Raw genomic sequence first — 17,048 nt, 5'->3', positions numbered from 1 at the left:
TCGATGAAACTCAATGATCTGAGTCCAGCGCCGGGTTCCCGTCGCGAAAAGCATCGTCCGGGCCGTGGTATCGGTAGTGGTTTGGGCAAGACCGGTGGCCGTGGCCACAAAGGTCAGACCTCCCGCTCCGGTGGCACCATTGCTCCAGGCTTTGAAGGCGGTCAACAGCCGCTGCATCGTCGCCTGCCGAAGTTCGGTTTCGTTTCCCTGAAAGCCATGGACCGCGCAGAAGTGCGTCTGTCCGAGCTGGCCAAAGTGGATGGCGACATCGTCACCGTGCAGTCCCTGAAGGATGCCAACGTAATCAACCAGAACGTTCAGCGTGTGAAAATCATGCTGTCGGGCGAAGTTGCTCGTGCTGTCACCATCGGAAAGGGAATCGGCGCCACCAAAGGTGCGCGTACGGCTATCGAAGCAGCTGGCGGCAAGTTCGAGGAATAAATGGCTAAGCAAGGTGCTCTCTCTGCGCTCGGCAAAGGCGGTATGTCTGAACTCTGGGCTCGTCTGCGTTTTCTGTTCCTGGCGATTATCGTCTACCGAATAGGCGCACACATCCCGGTTCCAGGTATCAACCCGGACCGACTCGCGGACCTGTTTCGACAGAATGAGGGGACCATTCTTAGCTTGTTCAACATGTTTTCCGGCGGTGCGCTGGAGCGGATGAGCATCTTTGCACTGGGGATCATGCCGTACATTTCGGCATCGATCATCATGCAGCTGATGTCCGCTGTCAGCCCGCAGCTGGAACAGTTGAAGAAGGAAGGTGAAGCTGGCCGTCGCAAGATCAGCCAGTACACCCGCTACCTCACTGTCGTCCTCGCTCTTGTCCAGGCTGTTGGCATGTCCATCGGCTTGGCGGGGCAGGGCGTAGCGTTCACTGGTGACTTTGGCTTCCATTTCGTTGCGGTAACCACTTTTGTGGCGGGCGCGATGTTCATGATGTGGCTGGGTGAGCAGATTACTGAGCGTGGTGTTGGCAACGGTATCTCGATGTTGATCTTCGCAGGTATCGTCGCCGGTCTTCCGAGAGCGATCGGGCAGTCTTTCGAGTCTGCGCGTCAGGGTGATATCAACATCTTCGCCCTGGTTGCCATCGGTTTGCTGGCAGTAGCGATTATCGGTTTCGTGGTGTTCATTGAGCGTGGCCAGCGTCGTATTGCTGTTCACTACGCCAAGCGTCAGCAGGGCCGCAAGGTGTTTGCTGCGCAGACCAGCCACTTGCCGTTGAAGGTGAACATGGCCGGCGTTATCCCGGCTATTTTCGCGAGCAGCATCTTGCTGTTCCCGGCTTCGTTGGGTGCCTGGTTCGGCCAGTCTGAAGGTATGGGCTGGTTGCAGGACATCTCGCAGTCGATCGCTCCTGGTCAGCCGTTGAATATTCTGCTGTTTAGTGCAGGGATTATTTTCTTCTGCTTCTTCTATACGGCGTTGATGTTCAATCCGAAAGACGTAGCGGAAAACCTGAAGAAGTCCGGTGCCTTTATTCCGGGCATCCGTCCAGGTGAGCAGTCGGCGCGCTACATTGATGGCGTTCTGACTCGTTTGACCTTGTTCGGTGCTCTTTACATGACGGCCGTCTGCTTGCTTCCCCAGTTCCTGGTGGTTGCGGCAAACGTACCGTTCTACCTTGGCGGGACCTCGTTGCTGATCGTGGTCGTGGTTGTGATGGACTTCATGTCCCAAGTACAATCGCACCTCGTTTCGCACCAGTACGAATCCCTGATGAAGAAAGCCAACCTGAAGGGCTACGGCAGCGGCATGTTGCGCTGAGTAGCGTCCATAAGGTTCGAGGAGTTGGTGATGAAAGTTCGTGCATCGGTGAAAAAGCTGTGCCGTAACTGCAAGATTATTCGCCGCGAAGGTGTTGTTCGGGTAATTTGCAGCGCGGAACCGCGTCACAAACAGCGCCAAGGCTGAGTGTGATTGTGCTTTAAGCCCGGCAGCTAGTGCGCTGCCGGGTTGATTATTTGTTATTACAGCGATATTATCTCGCGCCCTATTTCTTGGCTTCCGGGGCGTAGGTAGCTGTCAATTGGAGTCCCACTGAATGGCCCGTATTGCAGGCGTCAACATTCCAGATAACAAGCATACTGTTATCTCGCTGACCTACATCTATGGTGTTGGTCGCACTACTGCACAGAAAATTTGTGCAGTGGCTGGGGTCAACCCAGCGGCAAAGATCAAAGATCTGAGCGACGAGCAGATTGAACAGCTGCGTGGCGAAGTGGCGAAGTTCACCACTGAAGGTGACCTGCGTCGCGAAATCAACATGAAAATCAAGCGCTTGATGGACCTCGGTTGCTATCGCGGTCTGCGTCATCGTCGTGGTCTGCCAGTACGCGGTCAGCGTACCAAGACCAACGCGCGTACCCGTAAAGGTCCGCGTAAGCCGATCCGCAAGTAATCGCCCCAGCGAATCGACAGGAATTTAATCATGGCAAAACCTGCTGCTCGTCCTCGTAAAAAAGTTAAAAAGACAGTGGTTGATGGCATCGCCCACATCCATGCTTCTTTTAACAACACCATCGTGACCATTACCGACCGTCAAGGTAACGCTCTTTCCTGGGCTACCTCCGGTGGTTCGGGTTTCCGCGGTTCCCGCAAGTCCACCCCGTTCGCTGCTCAAGTAGCTGCTGAGCGTGCTGGTCAAGCTGCGCTGGAATACGGCCTGAAAAACCTCGACGTCAACGTCAAGGGTCCAGGTCCAGGTCGTGAATCCGCAGTCCGCGCTTTGAACGGCTGTGGCTACAAGATCGCCAGCATCACCGACGTGACGCCAATCCCGCACAACGGGTGCCGTCCGCCGAAGAAGCGCCGCGTGTAATCCAGGAGATTGTAAAGAATGGCTCGTTACATTGGTCCAAAATGCAAACTCGCTCGTCGCGAAGGCACCGATCTCTTTCTGAAGAGCGGCGTGCGCGCGATCGAATCGAAGTGCAACATTGAAGCAGCACCTGGTATCCACGGCCAACGCCGCGGTCGCCAGTCCGACTACGGCACCCAACTGCGTGAAAAGCAGAAGGTCCGTCGTATCTACGGCGTTCTCGAGCGTCAATTCAGCGGCTACTACAAAGAAGCAGCTGGCAAGAAAGGCGCAACCGGCGAAAACCTGTTGCAACTGCTCGAATGCCGTCTGGACAACGTTGTATACCGTATGGGTTTCGGTTCTACTCGTGCCGAATCCCGTCAGCTGGTATCGCACAAGTCGATCAGCGTTAACGGTCAGACCGTAAACGTTCCGTCCTACCAGGTTCGTGCTGGTGACGTGGTTGCTGTTCGCGAGAAAGCAAAGAACCAACTTCGCATTGTCCAAGCTCTCGATCTGTGTGCCCAACGTGGCCGCGTAGAATGGGTAGAAGTAGACACTGAGAAGAAGTCGGGCGTTTTCAAGAACGTTCCTGCTCGCAGTGATCTGTCCGCCGACATCAACGAAAGCCTGATTGTCGAGCTCTACTCCAAGTAAGGGCTAGAAAATAGGTGCATCCATGCAGATTTCGGTAAATGAGTTCCTGACACCCCGCCATATTGATGTGCAGGTTGTCAGTCCAACCCGCGCCAAGATTACGCTCGAGCCTCTCGAGCGTGGTTTCGGCCACACCCTGGGCAACGCGCTGCGCCGCATCCTGTTGTCCTCAATGCCCGGCTGTGCAGTAGTCGAGGCCGAGATTGACGGTGTGCTCCACGAGTACAGCGCCATCGAAGGTGTACAGGAAGACGTAATTGAAATCCTGTTGAACCTTAAAGGTCTGGCTATCAAGCTGCACGGTCGTGACGAAGTTACGCTGACCTTGTCGAAGAAGGGTTCGGGGGTGGTTACCGCTGCCGATATTCAGCTGGATCATGATGTCGAGATCGTTAACCCCGATCACGTAATCGCTAACCTGGCGTCTAACGGCGCCCTGAACATGAAGCTCACCGTAGCTCGTGGTCGTGGTTATGAACCGGCAGACTCGCGTCAGAGCGATGAAGACGAAAGCCGCAGCATCGGTCGCTTGCAGCTTGACTCTTCGTTCAGCCCGGTTCGCCGTATCGCATACGTGGTGGAAAACGCCCGTGTCGAACAGCGTACCAACCTGGACAAGCTGGTTATTGATCTGGAAACCAACGGTACCCTGGATCCTGAAGAGGCTATCCGCCGCGCTGCAACCATCCTGCAACAGCAGTTGGCTGCGTTCGTCGACCTCAAGGGTGACAGTGAGCCAGTGGTTGTCGAGCAGGAAGACGAGATTGATCCGATCCTGCTTCGCCCGGTTGACGATCTGGAACTGACTGTACGTTCGGCTAACTGCCTTAAGGCGGAAAACATCTACTACATCGGCGACCTGATTCAGCGTACCGAAGTAGAGCTGTTGAAGACTCCGAACCTTGGCAAGAAATCCTTGACTGAAATCAAGGACGTTCTGGCCTCCCGCGGTCTGTCCCTCGGCATGCGCCTCGACAACTGGCCGCCTGCAAGTCTTAAGAAGGACGACAAGGCGACTGCCTGATCGTCGTAATCACCGAACGTTGTGTTTGGTAAGGAATGAACCATGCGTCATCGTAAAAGTGGTCGTCACCTGAGCCGCACCAGCTCGCACCGCAAGGCCATGTTCCAAAACATGGCGGTGTCGCTGTTCGAGCACGAGCTGATCAAAACTACACTGCCGAAAGCCAAAGAACTGCGCCGCGTTGCTGAGCCGCTGATCACTCTGGCCAAGACAGATAGCCTGGCTAACCGCCGTCTGGCTTTCGACCGTACTCGTTCGAAAGCTATCGTTGGTAAGCTCTTCAACGACCTGGGCAAGCGTTACGCTACCCGTGAGGGTGGCTACCTGCGCATCCTCAAGTGCGGTTTCCGCGCTGGCGACAACGCGCCTATGGCGTACGTCGAGTTGGTTGATCGTGCTACCAGCGGTGAAGCTGTATCCGCTGAGTAAGTCGGCAACATACAAAAAACCGGGCCTTGTGCCCGGTTTTTTGTTGCCTGAATGAAAGCCGGTCAACCGTTTCGTCTCGTTTGGCTATCGGCAAGTATTCGTCCTTAGATAATAACTATCGATCTCCATGATTTAATGAATTTGGATACTGTCACTAACATGATTGATACTCCTTTCCAGCCGATTAGCCGGCAGTTCGAAGACCGACCTAGGAAGATTGAGCATGAGCCAGATCAAAACGCTTACGACCGCCAGCGGCGCTCCAGTCGCCGATAACCAGAATTCTCGTTCCGCCGGCCCGCGCGGCCCGCTGTTGCTCGACGATTTTCACCTGATCGAGAAGCTTGCTCACTTCAACCGCGAAAATATCCCCGAGCGTCGAGTGCACGCCAAAGGGTCGGGCGCCTACGGCACCTTTACCGTCACCCAGGACATCACCCAGTACACCAGCGCCAAACTGTTCGAGTCGATCGGTAAGCAGACGCCCACCTTCCTGCGGTTTTCCACCGTGGGTGGCGAGCGTGGTTCGGCCGACACTGAACGCGATCCGCGCGGTTTCGCCTTGAAGTTCTACACCGAGGAAGGCAACTGGGACATCGTCGGCAACAACACGCCGGTATTCTTCATCCGTGATCCATTGAAGTTTCCAGATTTCATACACACCCAGAAGCGTCTGCCGCAAAGCAACCTGAAAAGTGCCCAGGCAATGTGGGATTTCTGGTCGCATTCGCCTGAGGCGCTGCACCAGGTCACCATCCTGTTTTCCGACCGCGGCATTCCGGATGGCTACCGCCACATGCACGGCTTCGGCAGCCATACCTACAGCCTGATCAATGCACAGGGTGAGCGGCACTGGGTGAAGTGGCACTACAAGACCTTGCAAGGCATCAAGAACCTCGCGCCGGCAGAAGCGGCACGCCTGGCGGGCACCGACCCGGATTACGCCCAGCGTGACCTGTTCGGGGCTATCGAGCGCGGAGACTTCCCGAAATGGCGCGTCTGCATCCAGATCATGAGCGAGGCCCAGGCCGCGGCGCATTACGAGAATCCGTTCGACGTGACCAAGACCTGGTCGCAGAAAGAGTTCCCGTTGGTCGAAGTGGGCGTGCTCGAACTCAACCGCAACCCGCTGAACTACTTCGCTGAAGTCGAGCAGGCGGCATTTGGCCCGAGCAACATGGTGCCAGGGGTTGGACTCTCGCCGGATCGCATGCTGCAGGGCCGTGTCTTCGCCTACGCTGATGCCCACCGCTACCGTGTTGGCACCAATCACCAGCAATTGCCGGTGAATGCGCCACGCAGCCCGGTCAACACCTACCAGCGCGACGGCGCCATGGCGTTTGGCAGCAATGGCGGGGCGGCACCGAACTACGAGCCCAACAGCTATGTGGAAGCGCCGAAGCAGGCCCCGCGTTACGCGGAGCCGGCGTTGGCCCTCAGTGGCGCGGCGGATCGTTATGATCATCGCGAAGACACTGATTACTACAGCCATGCCGGTGCGCTGTTCCGCTTGATGAACGATGAGCAGAAAGCCCTGCTGATCAACAATATCGCTGGCGCGATGGGCGGTGTCACGGCGGACGTAGTGGACCGTCAATTGCAGCATTTCTACAAAGCAGATCCTGCTTATGGAGAAGGTATCGCGAAGGCGTTGGGCGTAGCGCTTAACTAAGTCTAAACGAGAAGCAGAACCGCCCTCATTAGGGCGGTTTTTGCGTTATTTAGCTTGGTTTTCTCAGATTTTCTTCGCTTTTATTGCGTTGAGGCAGTGACCTTGCGGTCAGCTTGGTTCAAACTACAACCTTTAAAAGCTTGTGGAGATGTAGGGCGATGCAAGGTCACCCAGACGTAATCGATTACCTCAACACGTTGCTGACCGGTGAGCTGGCAGCCCGTGATCAATATTTCATCCATTCGCGGATGTACGAGGATTGGGGTTTTACCGAGCTCTACGAACGTATCAACCATGAGATGGAAGAAGAGACCCAGCACGCCGATGCACTGATGCGCCGGATCCTGATGCTCGAAGGTACGCCACGCATGCGTGCCGATGATCTGGACGTCGGCACCACCGTACCTGACATGCTCGCCGCCGACCTGCGCCTGGAATACAAAGTCCGCGCCGCGCTGTGCAAAGGCATCGAGCTTTGCGAGCAGCACAACGACTACGTAACCCGCGAGATTTTGCGGATCCAGCTGAACGACACCGAAGAAGACCACACCTATTGGCTGGAAAAGCAGTTGGGTCTGATCAAGCTGATCGGGTTGGAGAATTACCTGCAATCGCAGTTCTGATGTATTTATTGTAGGAACAAGTTCGCTCCCACAGGGAAACAACAAAAAGCCCCTGCCATCGATGAGATGACAGGGGCTTTTTCGTGCCCGGGTAAAATCAGTCCCGGTCACGCTCCAACAGCGGCTTGAGGTAGTAGCCCGTGTGGGACTGCTTCATCTCGGCCACTTGTTCCGGCGTCCCCACGGCAATGATCTGGCCGCCCTTGGAGCCGCCTTCCGGCCCGAGGTCCACCAGCCAGTCAGCGGTCTTGATCACGTCCAGGTTGTGTTCGATCACCACCACGGTGTTGCCGTGGTCGCGAAGGCGATGCAGCACGTCGAGCAATTGCTGGATATCGGCGAAGTGCAGGCCGGTGGTCGGCTCGTCGAGGATATACAGGGTCTTGCCGGTATCGCGCTTGGACAGCTCGCGGGACAACTTGACCCGCTGGGCTTCACCACCGGACAAGGTCGTCGCCGACTGCCCGAGCTTGATGTACGAAAGCCCTACATCCATCAACGTCTGGAGCTTGCGCGCCAGGGCCGGTACCGCGTCGAAGAACGCCCGAGCCTCTTCGATGGTCATCTCGAGGGTTTCGTGGATGTTCTTGCCCTTGTACTTGATCTCCAGGGTTTCGCGGTTGTAGCGCTTGCTCTTGCACACGTCGCACGGCACGTAGATGTCGGGCAGGAAGTGCATTTCCACCTTGATCAAGCCATCGCCCTGGCAGGCCTCGCAGCGCCCGCCCTTGACGTTGAACGAGAAACGCCCCGGGCCGTAGCCCCGTGAACGGGACTCCGGCACGCCGGCGAACAGTTCACGGATCGGGGTGAACAGCCCGGTGTAAGTCGCCGGGTTGGAGCGCGGTGTGCGGCCAATCGGGCTTTGGTCGATGTCGACCACCTTGTCCAGGTGCTCCAGGCCTTTGATGCTGTCGTGGGCGGCCGCTTCCAGGGTGGTGGCGCCGTTCAGGGCGGTGGCGCTGAGGGGGAACAGGGTATTGTTGATCAGCGTCGACTTGCCGGAGCCGGACACGCCGGTAACGCAGGTCAGCAGGCCGATGGGGATTTCCAGGTCGACGTTGCGCAGGTTGTTGCCGCGCGCACCCTTGAGAGTCAGCGACAACTTCTTGTTGCGCGGCGTGCGCTTGGCCGGGACCTTGATCTTGACCCGGCCCGACAGGTATTTGCCCGTCAACGAGTCAGGGTGCGCCATGACTTCGGCGGCGGTGCCCTGGGCGACGATGTGCCCACCATGCACGCCTGCGCCCGGGCCGATGTCCACCACGTAGTCGGCCAAGCGGATGGCGTCCTCGTCGTGCTCGACCACGATCACCGTGTTGCCGATGTCCCGCAGGTGCTTCAGGGTTCCGAGCAACCGGTCGTTATCCCGTTGGTGCAGGCCGATGGACGGCTCGTCGAGGATGTACATCACCCCCACCAGGCCGGCGCCGATCTGGCTGGCGAGGCGGATACGCTGGGCTTCGCCACCGGACAGGGTGTCGGCACTGCGGTCGAGGGTCAGGTAGTCCAGGCCGACGTTCACCAGGAACTGCAGGCGCTCGCGGATTTCCTTGAGGATCTTGTCGGCGATTTCGCCGCGACGGCCGGTGAGTTTCAGTCCACCGAAATAATCGGTGGCGTCGCCAATGGGCAGGTTGGTCACCGCCGGCAGCGTCTTCTCGCCGACCCACACATGCCGCGCTTCACGACGCAAACGGGTACCGCGGCAATCGGGGCAGGGCTGGGTGCTGAGGAACTTGGCCAGTTCTTCGCGCACGCTGGCCGATTCGGTCTCGCGGTAGCGGCGCTCCAGGTTCGGCACGATGCCTTCGAACGGGTGCGAGCGCTTGACGATATCGCCGCGGTCGTTGAGGTATTTGAAATCGACGTTCTGCGAGCCGCTGCCGTGCAGGATGAATTTCTGCTGGTCGGCGGGCAATTCGTTGAACGGCTTGTCCAGGCTGAACTTGTAATGAGCCGCCAGCGAACCGAGCATCTGGAAATAATAGACGTTGCGCCTGTCCCAGCCGCGAATCGCCCCTTCGGCCAGGGTCAGCTCGCCATTGACCAGCCGCTTGGTGTCGAAGAACTGCTTGACCCCCAGCCCGTCGCAGGTCGGGCAGGCGCCGGCCGGGTTGTTGAAGGAGAACAGCTTGGGTTCCAGCTCGCTGATGGCATGACCGCAGATCGGGCAGGCGAAGCGTGCGGAAAAAATGATCTCTTCGCCGGGCTCGTCGTCCATCGGGGCGACCAGGGCAATGCCGTCGGCCAGTTTCAGCGCGGTCTCGAAGGACTCGGCCAGGCGCTGTTGCAAGTCGGCGCGGACCTTGAAGCGGTCAACCACCACATCGATCGAGTGCTTCTTCTGTTTATCCAGCTTCGGCAATTCGTCCAGCTCGCACAGCTTGCCGTTGACCCGCGCCCGCACGAAGCCCTGGGCGCGCAGCTCTTCGAAAACCATCAGGTGTTCGCCCTTGCGCTCGCGAATCACCGGTGCCAGCAGCATCAGCTTGCTGCCTTCCGGCTGGGCCAGCACCAGGTCGACCATCTGGCTGACGGTCTGGGCTTCCAGGGGAATATCGTGATCGGGGCAACGGGGAATACCGACCCGCGCATACAGCAGGCGCAAGTAGTCGTAGATCTCGGTGATGGTGCCGACCGTCGACCGGGGGTTATGGGAAGTCGACTTCTGTTCGATGGAGATGGCTGGCGACAGGCCTTCGATGGTGTCGACGTCGGGTTTTTCCATCATCGACAGGAACTGCCGGGCGTAGGCCGACAGCGATTCGACATAGCGGCGCTGACCTTCGGCGTACAGCGTGTCGAAGGCCAGCGATGACTTGCCGGATCCGGACAGGCCGGTGATGACGATCAGCTTGTCCCGTGGCAGGGTCAGGTCGATGTTCTTCAGGTTGTGGGTACGGGCCCCACGAATCAGGATCTTGTCCAAAGTGGCCTCGCTCGGCGGGCGTCGAAAACGTAGGAGTATACGGGCAAATACTGGATGGATGCACACTATTGAAGGCGCGATTGCGGCCATACATGAAGACTGCGCGGCAAACGGTCGCCATATACCCTCTCAATCGATGGGACTGGTAGAATCGCCGCCGGTTCACATGAGGTTTTTCCATGCAAGATCCCCAAAGCGAACGCATGAGTCGTGGCGAGACACGCGCAGCAAGCGGTCTGGCCCTGGTGTTCGCCTTTCGTATGCTGGGCATGTTCATGGTGTTGCCGGTGCTGGCGACCTATGGCATGGACCTGGCGGGCGCGACCCCGGCCCTCATCGGCTTGGCGATTGGCGCCTATGGCCTGACCCAGGCGATCTTCCAGATCCCGTTCGGGATCATTTCCGACCGCATCGGCCGGCGCCCGGTCATCTACCTTGGGCTGATCGTCTTCGCCCTCGGCAGCGTGCTGGCGGCCAATGCCGACTCGATCTGGGGCGTGATCGCCGGACGTATCCTACAAGGCGCCGGGGCTATTTCCGCGGCCGTCATGGCCCTGCTGTCAGACTTGACCCGCGAACAACATCGCACCAAGGCCATGGCCATGATCGGCATGACCATTGGTCTGTCGTTCGCCGTGGCGATGGTGGTCGGTCCTTTGCTGACCCGTGCTTTTGGCTTGTCGGGCCTGTTCCTGGCGACCGGCGCCATGGCGCTGGTGGGGATCCTGATCGTGGCGTTCATGGTGCCGCGCGCCACCGGGCCGTTGCAGCACCGCGAGTCCGGGGTAGCGCGCCAGGCACTGATCCCGACGCTCAAGCACCCGGACCTGTTGCGCCTGGACCTGGGCATCTTCGTGCTCCACGCCATGCTGATGTCCAGCTTCGTCGCCTTGCCGCTGGCCCTGGTGGAGAAGGCCGGCCTGCCCAAGGAACAGCACTGGTGGGTCTACCTGACCGCGCTGGTGATTTCGTTCTTCGCCATGATTCCCTTCATCATCTATGGCGAGAAACGACGCAAAATGAAACGAGTTTTGCTCGGCGCCGTCGTGACGCTGATGCTCACTGAGCTATTCTTCTGGCAGTTCGGCGATAGCTTGCGCGCCCTGGTGATCGGCACGGTGGTGTTCTTCACCGCGTTCAATCTGCTGGAAGCATCGCTGCCGTCGCTGATCAGCAAGGTTTCACCGGCGGGCGGCAAGGGCACGGCGATGGGGGTCTACTCCACCAGCCAGTTCCTCGGTTCGGCGTTGGGCGGGATCCTCGGCGGCTGGTTGTTCCAGCATGGCGGTTTGTCGGTTGTGTTCCTGGGATGCGCCGCGCTGGCTGCACTTTGGTTAGCCTTTGCTGTTACCATGCGCGAACCTCCCTATGTGACGAGCCTGCGCTTGCCCTTATCGCCCGAGGCGATTCGTGAGGCTGGCCTGACCGAGCGTCTGAAGGCCGTCGTTGGAGTAACCGATGCAGTGGTGGTCGCCGACGAGGCGGCCGTATATATCAAACTGGACACCGAATTATTGGATCGCGCGACGCTCGAGCGCCTGGTGAACAACCCGGCCCCGACTACGTGCGAAGCCTAGGAGAACGTTATGGCCCGTGGGGTTAACAAAGTCATATTGGTCGGTACTTGCGGCCAGGATCCCGAAGTTCGCTACCTGCCGAACGGCAACGCCGTGACGAACCTGAGTCTGGCGACCAGCGAACAGTGGACCGACAAGCAGACCGGCCAGAAGGTCGAGAAGACCGAATGGCACCGCGTGTCGATGTTCGGCAAGGTGGCCGAGATTGCCGGAGAATACCTGCGCAAGGGTTCGCAGGTGTACATCGAAGGCAAGTTGCAGACCCGCGAGTGGGAAAAAGACGGCATCAAGCGCTACACCACCGAAATCGTGGTCGACATGCAAGGCACCATGCAATTGCTCGGCGGCCGTCCACAGGGCGACCAGCAGCAAGGTGGCAACAACTACCAGCAGTCGGCTCCACGTCAGCAGGCCCCTCGTCCGCAGCAGTCGGCTCCACAGCCACAACGCGAACGCCCGGCCCCACAACAGGCCGCGCCGCAGCCGGCTCCGGATTTCGACAGCTTTGATGACGATATTCCGTTCTGATTGCGGGTTGAGATTACTCAGCCAGTAGTTTGAAAAAAGGCCCCAAGCGCACTCTGCCCTTGGGGCTTTTTCTTTGTTTGGCGCAGGCCAGGTTCATGACTTGAGGACACCCGGCAATCCCGGTCATGCTCACAAATCCAGATCCAATACTTCCTGCATCCTCTCGCCAATCGATTGCCTCAACCACTCGGCATGGAACGCCATGTCCCGCACCGTTACATCCGAAAACCGAAGTTCGATCAGCTTGCCATTGGCCCCTGCGAAGCACACCACAAAGTGACAAAAGTTGGCGGAAGCGGTCGTTATGTAGGGTCTGATGGAGTGGATATCGCTGTACGGCACGCATTCTTCAGTGGTTTGCCGGGCAGGGCGGCGCTGGGTGAAGGTGAGGCGTTGCTGGCGTTCGTCGAAGCAGAAGCCAAGCACCTTGGGCCCGGAGGCCAGCCAGTTGATCACGCAGACGGCCGCGAATGCGCTGATGAACATGAGCGCGATGACCAGCGGGTTCATGATAATCGTCTTGTGCGTGGGCGACAGGCCTTCGACCTTGAACAGCATCAGGGTAAACACTGCCAGCCAGTAGACGGGCAGGGCCAGCAACATTCCCGCAGTGTAAATCATGGTCCCCAGGAATCCCGGCCTGGATACGTCGCTTGAGCAATCCCACGTGGGCGGGTGCCGTGGCGCTGAGGTAGCGATCGGGAAGAGGGATACGACCAGGCGCGGCGGGTGTCTGCGTTTCATGCGGCTGGCTCTTGGGAAAAATACCCGGCCATTCTCGTCGTAACAACTCGCACACGCCTAGTCATTTCCGCTTGCTGTTTATGGCTGCACCTACACCTGGCTATCGCTCAGAAATTGCTCGGTGCTCACCACATTCGCATAGGCAAAACCCAGCGCCGCCATGAACGCCGCATGCACCTGGGCGGCCGGGACGAAGACACCGTTGAATTCCAGGTCAAGGGTCGCGCAGGCATCGTGGATGACTGTGACGCCATAGCCCAGGTCCGCCGCCGCCCGCACGACGCCATCGACGCACATGTGGCTCATGCTGCCGACCACCACCAGTTGCTCGACGCCATGCTGTTCGAGGAGGGCTTGCAGTTCGGTTTCGCGAAATGAATTGACGAAGTGCTTGAGTACCACCGGTTCGTCGGCGTGGTTGAGTACCTTGGGGTGCAACTGTGCGCCTTCGGAGCCTGGGGTGAAGAAGGGCGCGTCGTCGGATGTGAATTCGTGGCGGATATGCACCACGCTGTCGCCGGCCTGGCGAAAGGCTGCGATCAACCGGGCGGCGTTATCGGCGGCGGCGTCGGCACCGACCAGTGGCCATTTTCCCTGGGGGAAGTAGTCGTTCTGGATATCGACTACGATGAGCGCTTGCTTGGACATGAGGGCTTCCTTGATCAGGTTGGGTAGGGCGCCAGTATTGGCGTTTACCGCTGGGGCGAGGATTGGCCGTAACGACAATAAGCGAGGGAAAACTGACAATGACGCAGCAAAGGGCAATCGCCGAGCTTGGGGTGCTCATCTACCCCGGCGCGCAAATGGCGGCGGTGCATGGCTTGACTGATCTGTTCGCCGTGGCCCAGCGGATCGCGGCCGAGCAGGCCAGTGCACAATTGCCGCGGCTGCGGGTCAGTCACTGGCAGACCGACAGCGACGAGGCCCCACGGCGCGTGTTCGACAGCGAAACCGGCCCGGCGGGCCCGTTGGTGGCGTTGCTGATTCCGCCGTCCATCGCCGGCTTCGATAACGACCTGGCAACGCCAATACTGCTGGAGTGGCTGCGAGCGCAGCATGCGGGCGGCACGGTACTGGGCGGAGTGTGTGTCGGCTCGATCTTGTTGGCTGAAAGCGGCCTGCTTGATGGGCGCAGCGCCACTACCCATTGGACCTCAGCCAAGGATTTCGCGGCCCGTTATCCGAAGATCAAGCTCAACGCCGACAAACCCATCGTCGACGACGGCGACCTGATCACCACCGCCGGGCTGATGGCCTGGTCGGAACTGGGGCTGCGCCTGGTGGACCGCCTGCTCGGGCCCAGCATCGCTACGCGCACGGCGCAATTCCTGGTGATCGAACACAGCGACAGCGCGAGCCAGTGCGGCAGTAACTTCGCGCCCATCCTCGGGCATGGCGACGGGGCGATTCTCAAAGTCCAGCATTGGTTGCAGAGCAACGGCGCGGTGGAGGTTTCCCTCGGCGCAATGGCCGAGCGGGCCGGGCTGGAAGAGCGCACCTTCCTGCGCCGCTTCCGTGCCGCCACGGGGCTCAAACCCACCGAATACTGCCAGCACCTGCGGGTGGGCAAGGCCCGGGAAATGCTGGAGTTCACCAATGGCACCATTGACCACATCGCTTGGACCGTCGGCTACCAGGACCCCAGTGCCTTTCGCGCGACGTTCCGGAAAATCACTGGATTGGCGCCGAGCGATTACCGGGCGAGATTCGGAGTGAGCTCGCCGAGCACTCCCAAAGCCTGACGCTGAACCCTTTGTGGCGAGGGGATTTGTGGGAGCAAGGCTTGCCCGCGATGGAGGCACCTCGATTTCTGAAAAGACCGCAGCGCCTTCATCGCGGGCAAGCCTTGCTCCCACATAGACCTCCTTTGCCACAGGAGGCTGCATCTGCTGCTGGGCATCGTGCAATTTGCCGGACGCCTGCCGTCTGTCGTGCAGAATGAAACAGGCCCGGTGCTATCAACTGCGCACAATGCGCCCGCTTGGCTGACCCTCATCGCCCATGCCACCGTTGGCCTGATCTCTGCACCTTCCCTTGTCTAAAGCCATCGAGCGCAGGAAAAAGGGCACCGCATGACATCAATCAATCGCAACAAACGGGTCGTGGCCTATTCGGTCAATCCACAAGCGCCGCGCCATGAAGTCGAGACCAATCGCGCGCTGGCCCAATGGCTGGCGCAGATCCTGGGGTGGGAGTGCGGCAATAGTCATGATCCCCAGGCCGGCCATGATCTCTATCTGTTGCCCACGCAAACCCTGATCGGCACCGAAGCCGCGATGCGCCTGGGCGTGAAGGGGCCCGAGGACTTGTGGGGTGGGTACGTCGAGCATGATTTTATCTGCACCAAGGCGATCACCCACGGTCTGTTGAATAAGGACGCCGTGGCGCCCAAAGGCTGGTCGCCCCTGTTTGCCAAGCTCACCCGCGGCGCGGTGCTTGATGGTGTGACGGTGTTTGCGCTCAAGGATGCGCGCCCGGCCGCCGAGCATTTGCTGTACACCGGGCCGATCCGCCTCAAGCCGATCCATGCCTGTGCCGGGCGTGGCCAACGGCTGATCAAGAGCCTGGCGCAGTTCGATGAAATCGTCGCCGATCCTGACGCCCAGGCGCTGTTTCGCGAAGGGGTGGTGCTGGAACAGCACCTCAACGAGGTCAAGACCCAGAGCGTCGGCCAGAGCTTCATCAACGGCAAGGTCATGAGCTATTGCGGTGTGCAGCACCTGACCCATGACAGCCAAGGGCTGGAAGTGTACGGCGGGTCGGACCTGCTGGTGGTGCAGGGCGGCTATATCGAGTTGCTCAGGCTCGAACTGCCCGACGATGTGCGCGAGGCGGTGCGTCTGGCACAAGTGTTCGATGACGCCGCCAACCAGGCCTACCCGAGCTTTTTTGCGTCGCGGCGCAACTACGACATCGCCCAAGGCCTGGATAGCGCGGGCCAGCCCCGTGGCGGTGTGCTGGAACAATCCTGGCGCATGGGCGGGGCGAGCAGCGCCGAACTGGCGGCATTGCAGGTCTTCGTCGAAACGCCTGAAACCAGCGCGGTGCGAGTGTCCTCGGTGGAGACCTACCTCGACCAATCGCTGCCAGCCGGCGCCAGGGAGGTGTATCGCGGCGCGGCGGAAAATGGTGATTTCCTACTCAAATACGTAACGGTTCAATCCTATGACGGCTAGAAGCGAAACGATCCAGATTGCAATTGACGATGAGCATATGAACGGGACCTTCCTCAGCCCCAAATCGAAGGTCCCCGGTGTGTTGTTCGTGCACGGCTGGGGCGGCAGCCAGGAGCGGGACCTGGAACGGGCCAAAGGCATCGCCGGCCTCGGTTGTGTGTGCCTGACCTTCGACTTGCGCGGGCACACCGGCGGGGCGGGGATTCCTTTGTCGCGGGTCACCCGCGAGGACAACCTGCGGGATCTGTTGGCGGCATATGACCGCTTGCTCGCCCATCCGGGCTTGGACACTTCGGCGATTGCCGTGGTGGGCACCAGTTATGGCGGTTACCTGGCCTCGATCCTGACGTCGTTGCGTCCGGTGCGCTGGTTGGCCCTGCGGGTGCCGGCGCTGTACCGCGACGAGCAATGGCACACGCCCAAGCGTGACTTGGACAAGACCGACCTGCTGGATTACCGCAGCACCCTGGTGCACGCCAGCACCAATCGCGCCTTGCATGCGTGCTCGCAGTTCACCGGCGATGTGTTGTTGGTGGAATCCGAGACCGATACCTACGTGCCCCATGCCACGATCATGAGTTACCGGGCGGCGTGCCAGCAGACCCATTCGTTGACGCACCGGATCATCGACGGCGCCGACCATGCCTTGAGCGACCCCGTGTCACAACAGGCCTACACCTCGATCCTGGTGGACTGGATCACGGAAATGGTGGTGGGAGAGCGGTTGAGCATTATTCAGGCGCGGTAGATGTGCGGTGTCCAGGCGGGCCTCATCGCGAGCAGGCTCGCTCCCACAGGAAATGTGTAGCGGTCGAAATATGTGTGTTCACAACAGCTCCAATGTGGGAGCGAGCCTGCTCGCGATGAGGCCGTCACGGGC

At 59.5% G+C, this 17,048-nt stretch carries 18 protein-coding genes; 15 read left to right on the top strand and 3 right to left on the bottom strand.

The window, feature by feature from the left end; genetic code table 11:
• The first annotated feature begins 3 nt into the window (after nt 1-3).
• The 10 genes from rplO to bfr all read left to right on the top strand — a co-directional run bounded on the left by rplO (nt 4) and on the right by bfr (nt 7,211).
• Nucleotides 4-441, top strand: a complete 438-nt coding sequence (gene rplO, locus J3361_RS20735) for a 50S ribosomal protein L15 (RefSeq protein ID WP_207966124.1) — start codon at nt 4-6, stop codon at nt 439-441.
• Nucleotides 442-1,770: a preprotein translocase subunit SecY gene (gene secY / locus J3361_RS20730; RefSeq protein WP_018612224.1), complete on the top strand. Its 1,329-nt coding sequence runs from the start codon at nt 442-444 to the stop codon at nt 1,768-1,770. It begins immediately after the preceding gene.
• Nucleotides 1,771-1,800: 30 nt separating this feature from the next.
• The gene (rpmJ, locus tag J3361_RS20725) at nt 1,801-1,917 is read left to right on the top strand and encodes a 50S ribosomal protein L36 (protein ID WP_002555468.1); all 117 of its coding nucleotides are present in this window, start codon (nt 1,801-1,803) and stop codon (nt 1,915-1,917) included.
• 130 nt (nt 1,918-2,047) lie between these two features.
• Entirely contained in the window at nt 2,048-2,404 is a 357-nt protein-coding gene (gene rpsM / locus J3361_RS20720; protein WP_003194635.1) for a 30S ribosomal protein S13, read from the top strand.
• Between the two features lie 30 nt (nt 2,405-2,434).
• A complete protein-coding gene (rpsK, locus tag J3361_RS20715; protein ID WP_002555466.1) occupies nt 2,435-2,824 on the top strand; it encodes a 30S ribosomal protein S11 in 390 nt (129 codons plus the stop codon).
• Between the two features lie 18 nt (nt 2,825-2,842).
• Nucleotides 2,843-3,463 (top strand): 30S ribosomal protein S4, encoded by a 621-nt coding sequence (gene rpsD / locus J3361_RS20710; protein WP_003176404.1) that lies wholly within the window; start codon nt 2,843-2,845, stop codon nt 3,461-3,463.
• Nucleotides 3,464-3,485: 22 nt separating this feature from the next.
• Nucleotides 3,486-4,487: a DNA-directed RNA polymerase subunit alpha gene (gene rpoA / locus J3361_RS20705; RefSeq protein WP_003186012.1), complete on the top strand. Its 1,002-nt coding sequence runs from the start codon at nt 3,486-3,488 to the stop codon at nt 4,485-4,487.
• A gap of 42 nt (nt 4,488-4,529) precedes the next feature.
• Entirely contained in the window at nt 4,530-4,916 is a 387-nt protein-coding gene (gene rplQ, locus J3361_RS20700; protein WP_003186009.1) for a 50S ribosomal protein L17, read from the top strand.
• A 223-nt stretch (nt 4,917-5,139) separates the two neighbouring features.
• Nucleotides 5,140-6,588 (top strand): catalase, encoded by a 1,449-nt coding sequence (locus J3361_RS20695; protein ID WP_207966123.1) that lies wholly within the window; start codon nt 5,140-5,142, stop codon nt 6,586-6,588.
• A 158-nt stretch (nt 6,589-6,746) separates the two neighbouring features.
• Nucleotides 6,747-7,211: a bacterioferritin gene (gene bfr / locus J3361_RS20690; protein WP_014340470.1), complete on the top strand. Its 465-nt coding sequence runs from the start codon at nt 6,747-6,749 to the stop codon at nt 7,209-7,211.
• Between the two features lie 97 nt (nt 7,212-7,308).
• Here the strand turns inward: bfr and uvrA are convergent, their stop codons facing one another.
• Complete coding sequence (gene uvrA, locus J3361_RS20685; protein ID WP_186729629.1) at nt 7,309-10,143, bottom strand: excinuclease ABC subunit UvrA; 2,835 nt, start codon at nt 10,141-10,143, stop codon at nt 7,309-7,311.
• A 179-nt stretch (nt 10,144-10,322) separates the two neighbouring features.
• Here uvrA and J3361_RS20680 point away from each other — a divergent pair, with 179 nt between their 5' ends.
• Nucleotides 10,323-11,720 carry an MFS transporter gene (locus J3361_RS20680; RefSeq protein ID WP_207966122.1) on the top strand — a complete coding sequence of 466 codons (1,398 nt, stop codon included), beginning with the start codon at nt 10,323-10,325 and terminating at the stop codon, nt 11,718-11,720.
• Between the two features lie 9 nt (nt 11,721-11,729).
• Nucleotides 11,730-12,248 (top strand): single-stranded DNA-binding protein, encoded by a 519-nt coding sequence (locus tag J3361_RS20675; protein ID WP_092444796.1) that lies wholly within the window; start codon nt 11,730-11,732, stop codon nt 12,246-12,248.
• Nucleotides 12,249-12,377: 129 nt separating this feature from the next.
• On the opposite strand, the gene J3361_RS20670 is transcribed toward J3361_RS20675, so the two are convergent.
• Both J3361_RS20670 and J3361_RS20665 read right to left on the bottom strand, forming a co-directional pair.
• Complete coding sequence (locus J3361_RS20670) at nt 12,378-12,992, bottom strand: hypothetical protein (protein WP_207966121.1); 615 nt, start codon at nt 12,990-12,992, stop codon at nt 12,378-12,380.
• Nucleotides 12,993-13,082: 90 nt separating this feature from the next.
• Nucleotides 13,083-13,640, bottom strand: coding sequence for a cysteine hydrolase family protein (locus J3361_RS20665; protein WP_207966120.1), 558 nt, complete (start codon nt 13,638-13,640; stop codon nt 13,083-13,085).
• A 98-nt stretch (nt 13,641-13,738) separates the two neighbouring features.
• Between J3361_RS20665 and J3361_RS20660 the strand changes: the two genes are divergently transcribed.
• The 3 genes from J3361_RS20660 to J3361_RS20650 all read left to right on the top strand — a co-directional run bounded on the left by J3361_RS20660 (nt 13,739) and on the right by J3361_RS20650 (nt 16,916).
• Nucleotides 13,739-14,734, top strand: coding sequence for a GlxA family transcriptional regulator (locus tag J3361_RS20660; RefSeq protein WP_207966119.1), 996 nt, complete (start codon nt 13,739-13,741; stop codon nt 14,732-14,734).
• 330 nt (nt 14,735-15,064) lie between these two features.
• On the top strand, nt 15,065-16,168 hold the full coding sequence (locus J3361_RS20655) for a DUF3182 family protein (protein ID WP_207966118.1): 1,104 nt from the start codon (nt 15,065-15,067) through the stop codon (nt 16,166-16,168).
• Nucleotides 16,158-16,916, top strand: a complete 759-nt coding sequence (locus J3361_RS20650) for an alpha/beta fold hydrolase (protein ID WP_207966117.1) — start codon at nt 16,158-16,160, stop codon at nt 16,914-16,916. The genes J3361_RS20655 and J3361_RS20650 overlap by 11 nt, the downstream gene beginning before the upstream one ends.
• The last annotated feature ends 132 nt before the right edge of the window (nt 16,917-17,048 follow it).

The sequence above is a fragment of the Pseudomonas sp. OA65 genome (genome assembly GCF_017498305.1).
Taxonomy (GTDB): domain Bacteria; phylum Pseudomonadota; class Gammaproteobacteria; order Pseudomonadales; family Pseudomonadaceae; genus Aquipseudomonas; species Aquipseudomonas zanjanensis.
The sequence above is the reverse complement of the archived record's forward strand: the minus strand, read 5'-3'. Positions and strand labels throughout refer to the sequence as shown.

Excerpts from the sequence above, each read along its gene's own strand:
- rplO (WP_207966124.1), top strand. The coding sequence starts at position 4 with ATGAAACTCAATGATCTGAGTCCAGCGCCGGGTTCCCGTCGCGAAAAG.
- secY (WP_018612224.1), top strand. The coding sequence starts at position 442 with ATGGCTAAGCAAGGTGCTCTCTCTGCGCTCGGCAAAGGCGGTATGTCT.
- rpmJ (WP_002555468.1), top strand. The coding sequence starts at position 1,801 with ATGAAAGTTCGTGCATCGGTGAAAAAGCTGTGCCGTAACTGCAAGATT.
- rpsM (WP_003194635.1), top strand. The coding sequence starts at position 2,048 with ATGGCCCGTATTGCAGGCGTCAACATTCCAGATAACAAGCATACTGTT.
- rpsK (WP_002555466.1), top strand. The coding sequence starts at position 2,435 with ATGGCAAAACCTGCTGCTCGTCCTCGTAAAAAAGTTAAAAAGACAGTG.
- rpsD (WP_003176404.1), top strand. The coding sequence starts at position 2,843 with ATGGCTCGTTACATTGGTCCAAAATGCAAACTCGCTCGTCGCGAAGGC.
- rpoA (WP_003186012.1), top strand. The coding sequence starts at position 3,486 with ATGCAGATTTCGGTAAATGAGTTCCTGACACCCCGCCATATTGATGTG.
- rplQ (WP_003186009.1), top strand. The coding sequence starts at position 4,530 with ATGCGTCATCGTAAAAGTGGTCGTCACCTGAGCCGCACCAGCTCGCAC.
- J3361_RS20695 (WP_207966123.1), top strand. The coding sequence starts at position 5,140 with ATGAGCCAGATCAAAACGCTTACGACCGCCAGCGGCGCTCCAGTCGCC.
- bfr (WP_014340470.1), top strand. The coding sequence starts at position 6,747 with ATGCAAGGTCACCCAGACGTAATCGATTACCTCAACACGTTGCTGACC.
- J3361_RS20680 (WP_207966122.1), top strand. The coding sequence starts at position 10,323 with ATGCAAGATCCCCAAAGCGAACGCATGAGTCGTGGCGAGACACGCGCA.
- J3361_RS20675 (WP_092444796.1), top strand. The coding sequence starts at position 11,730 with ATGGCCCGTGGGGTTAACAAAGTCATATTGGTCGGTACTTGCGGCCAG.
- J3361_RS20670 (WP_207966121.1), bottom strand. The coding sequence starts at position 12,992 with ATGAAACGCAGACACCCGCCGCGCCTGGTCGTATCCCTCTTCCCGATC.
- J3361_RS20665 (WP_207966120.1), bottom strand. The coding sequence starts at position 13,640 with ATGTCCAAGCAAGCGCTCATCGTAGTCGATATCCAGAACGACTACTTC.
- J3361_RS20660 (WP_207966119.1), top strand. The coding sequence starts at position 13,739 with ATGACGCAGCAAAGGGCAATCGCCGAGCTTGGGGTGCTCATCTACCCC.
- J3361_RS20655 (WP_207966118.1), top strand. The coding sequence starts at position 15,065 with ATGACATCAATCAATCGCAACAAACGGGTCGTGGCCTATTCGGTCAAT.
- J3361_RS20650 (WP_207966117.1), top strand. The coding sequence starts at position 16,158 with ATGACGGCTAGAAGCGAAACGATCCAGATTGCAATTGACGATGAGCAT.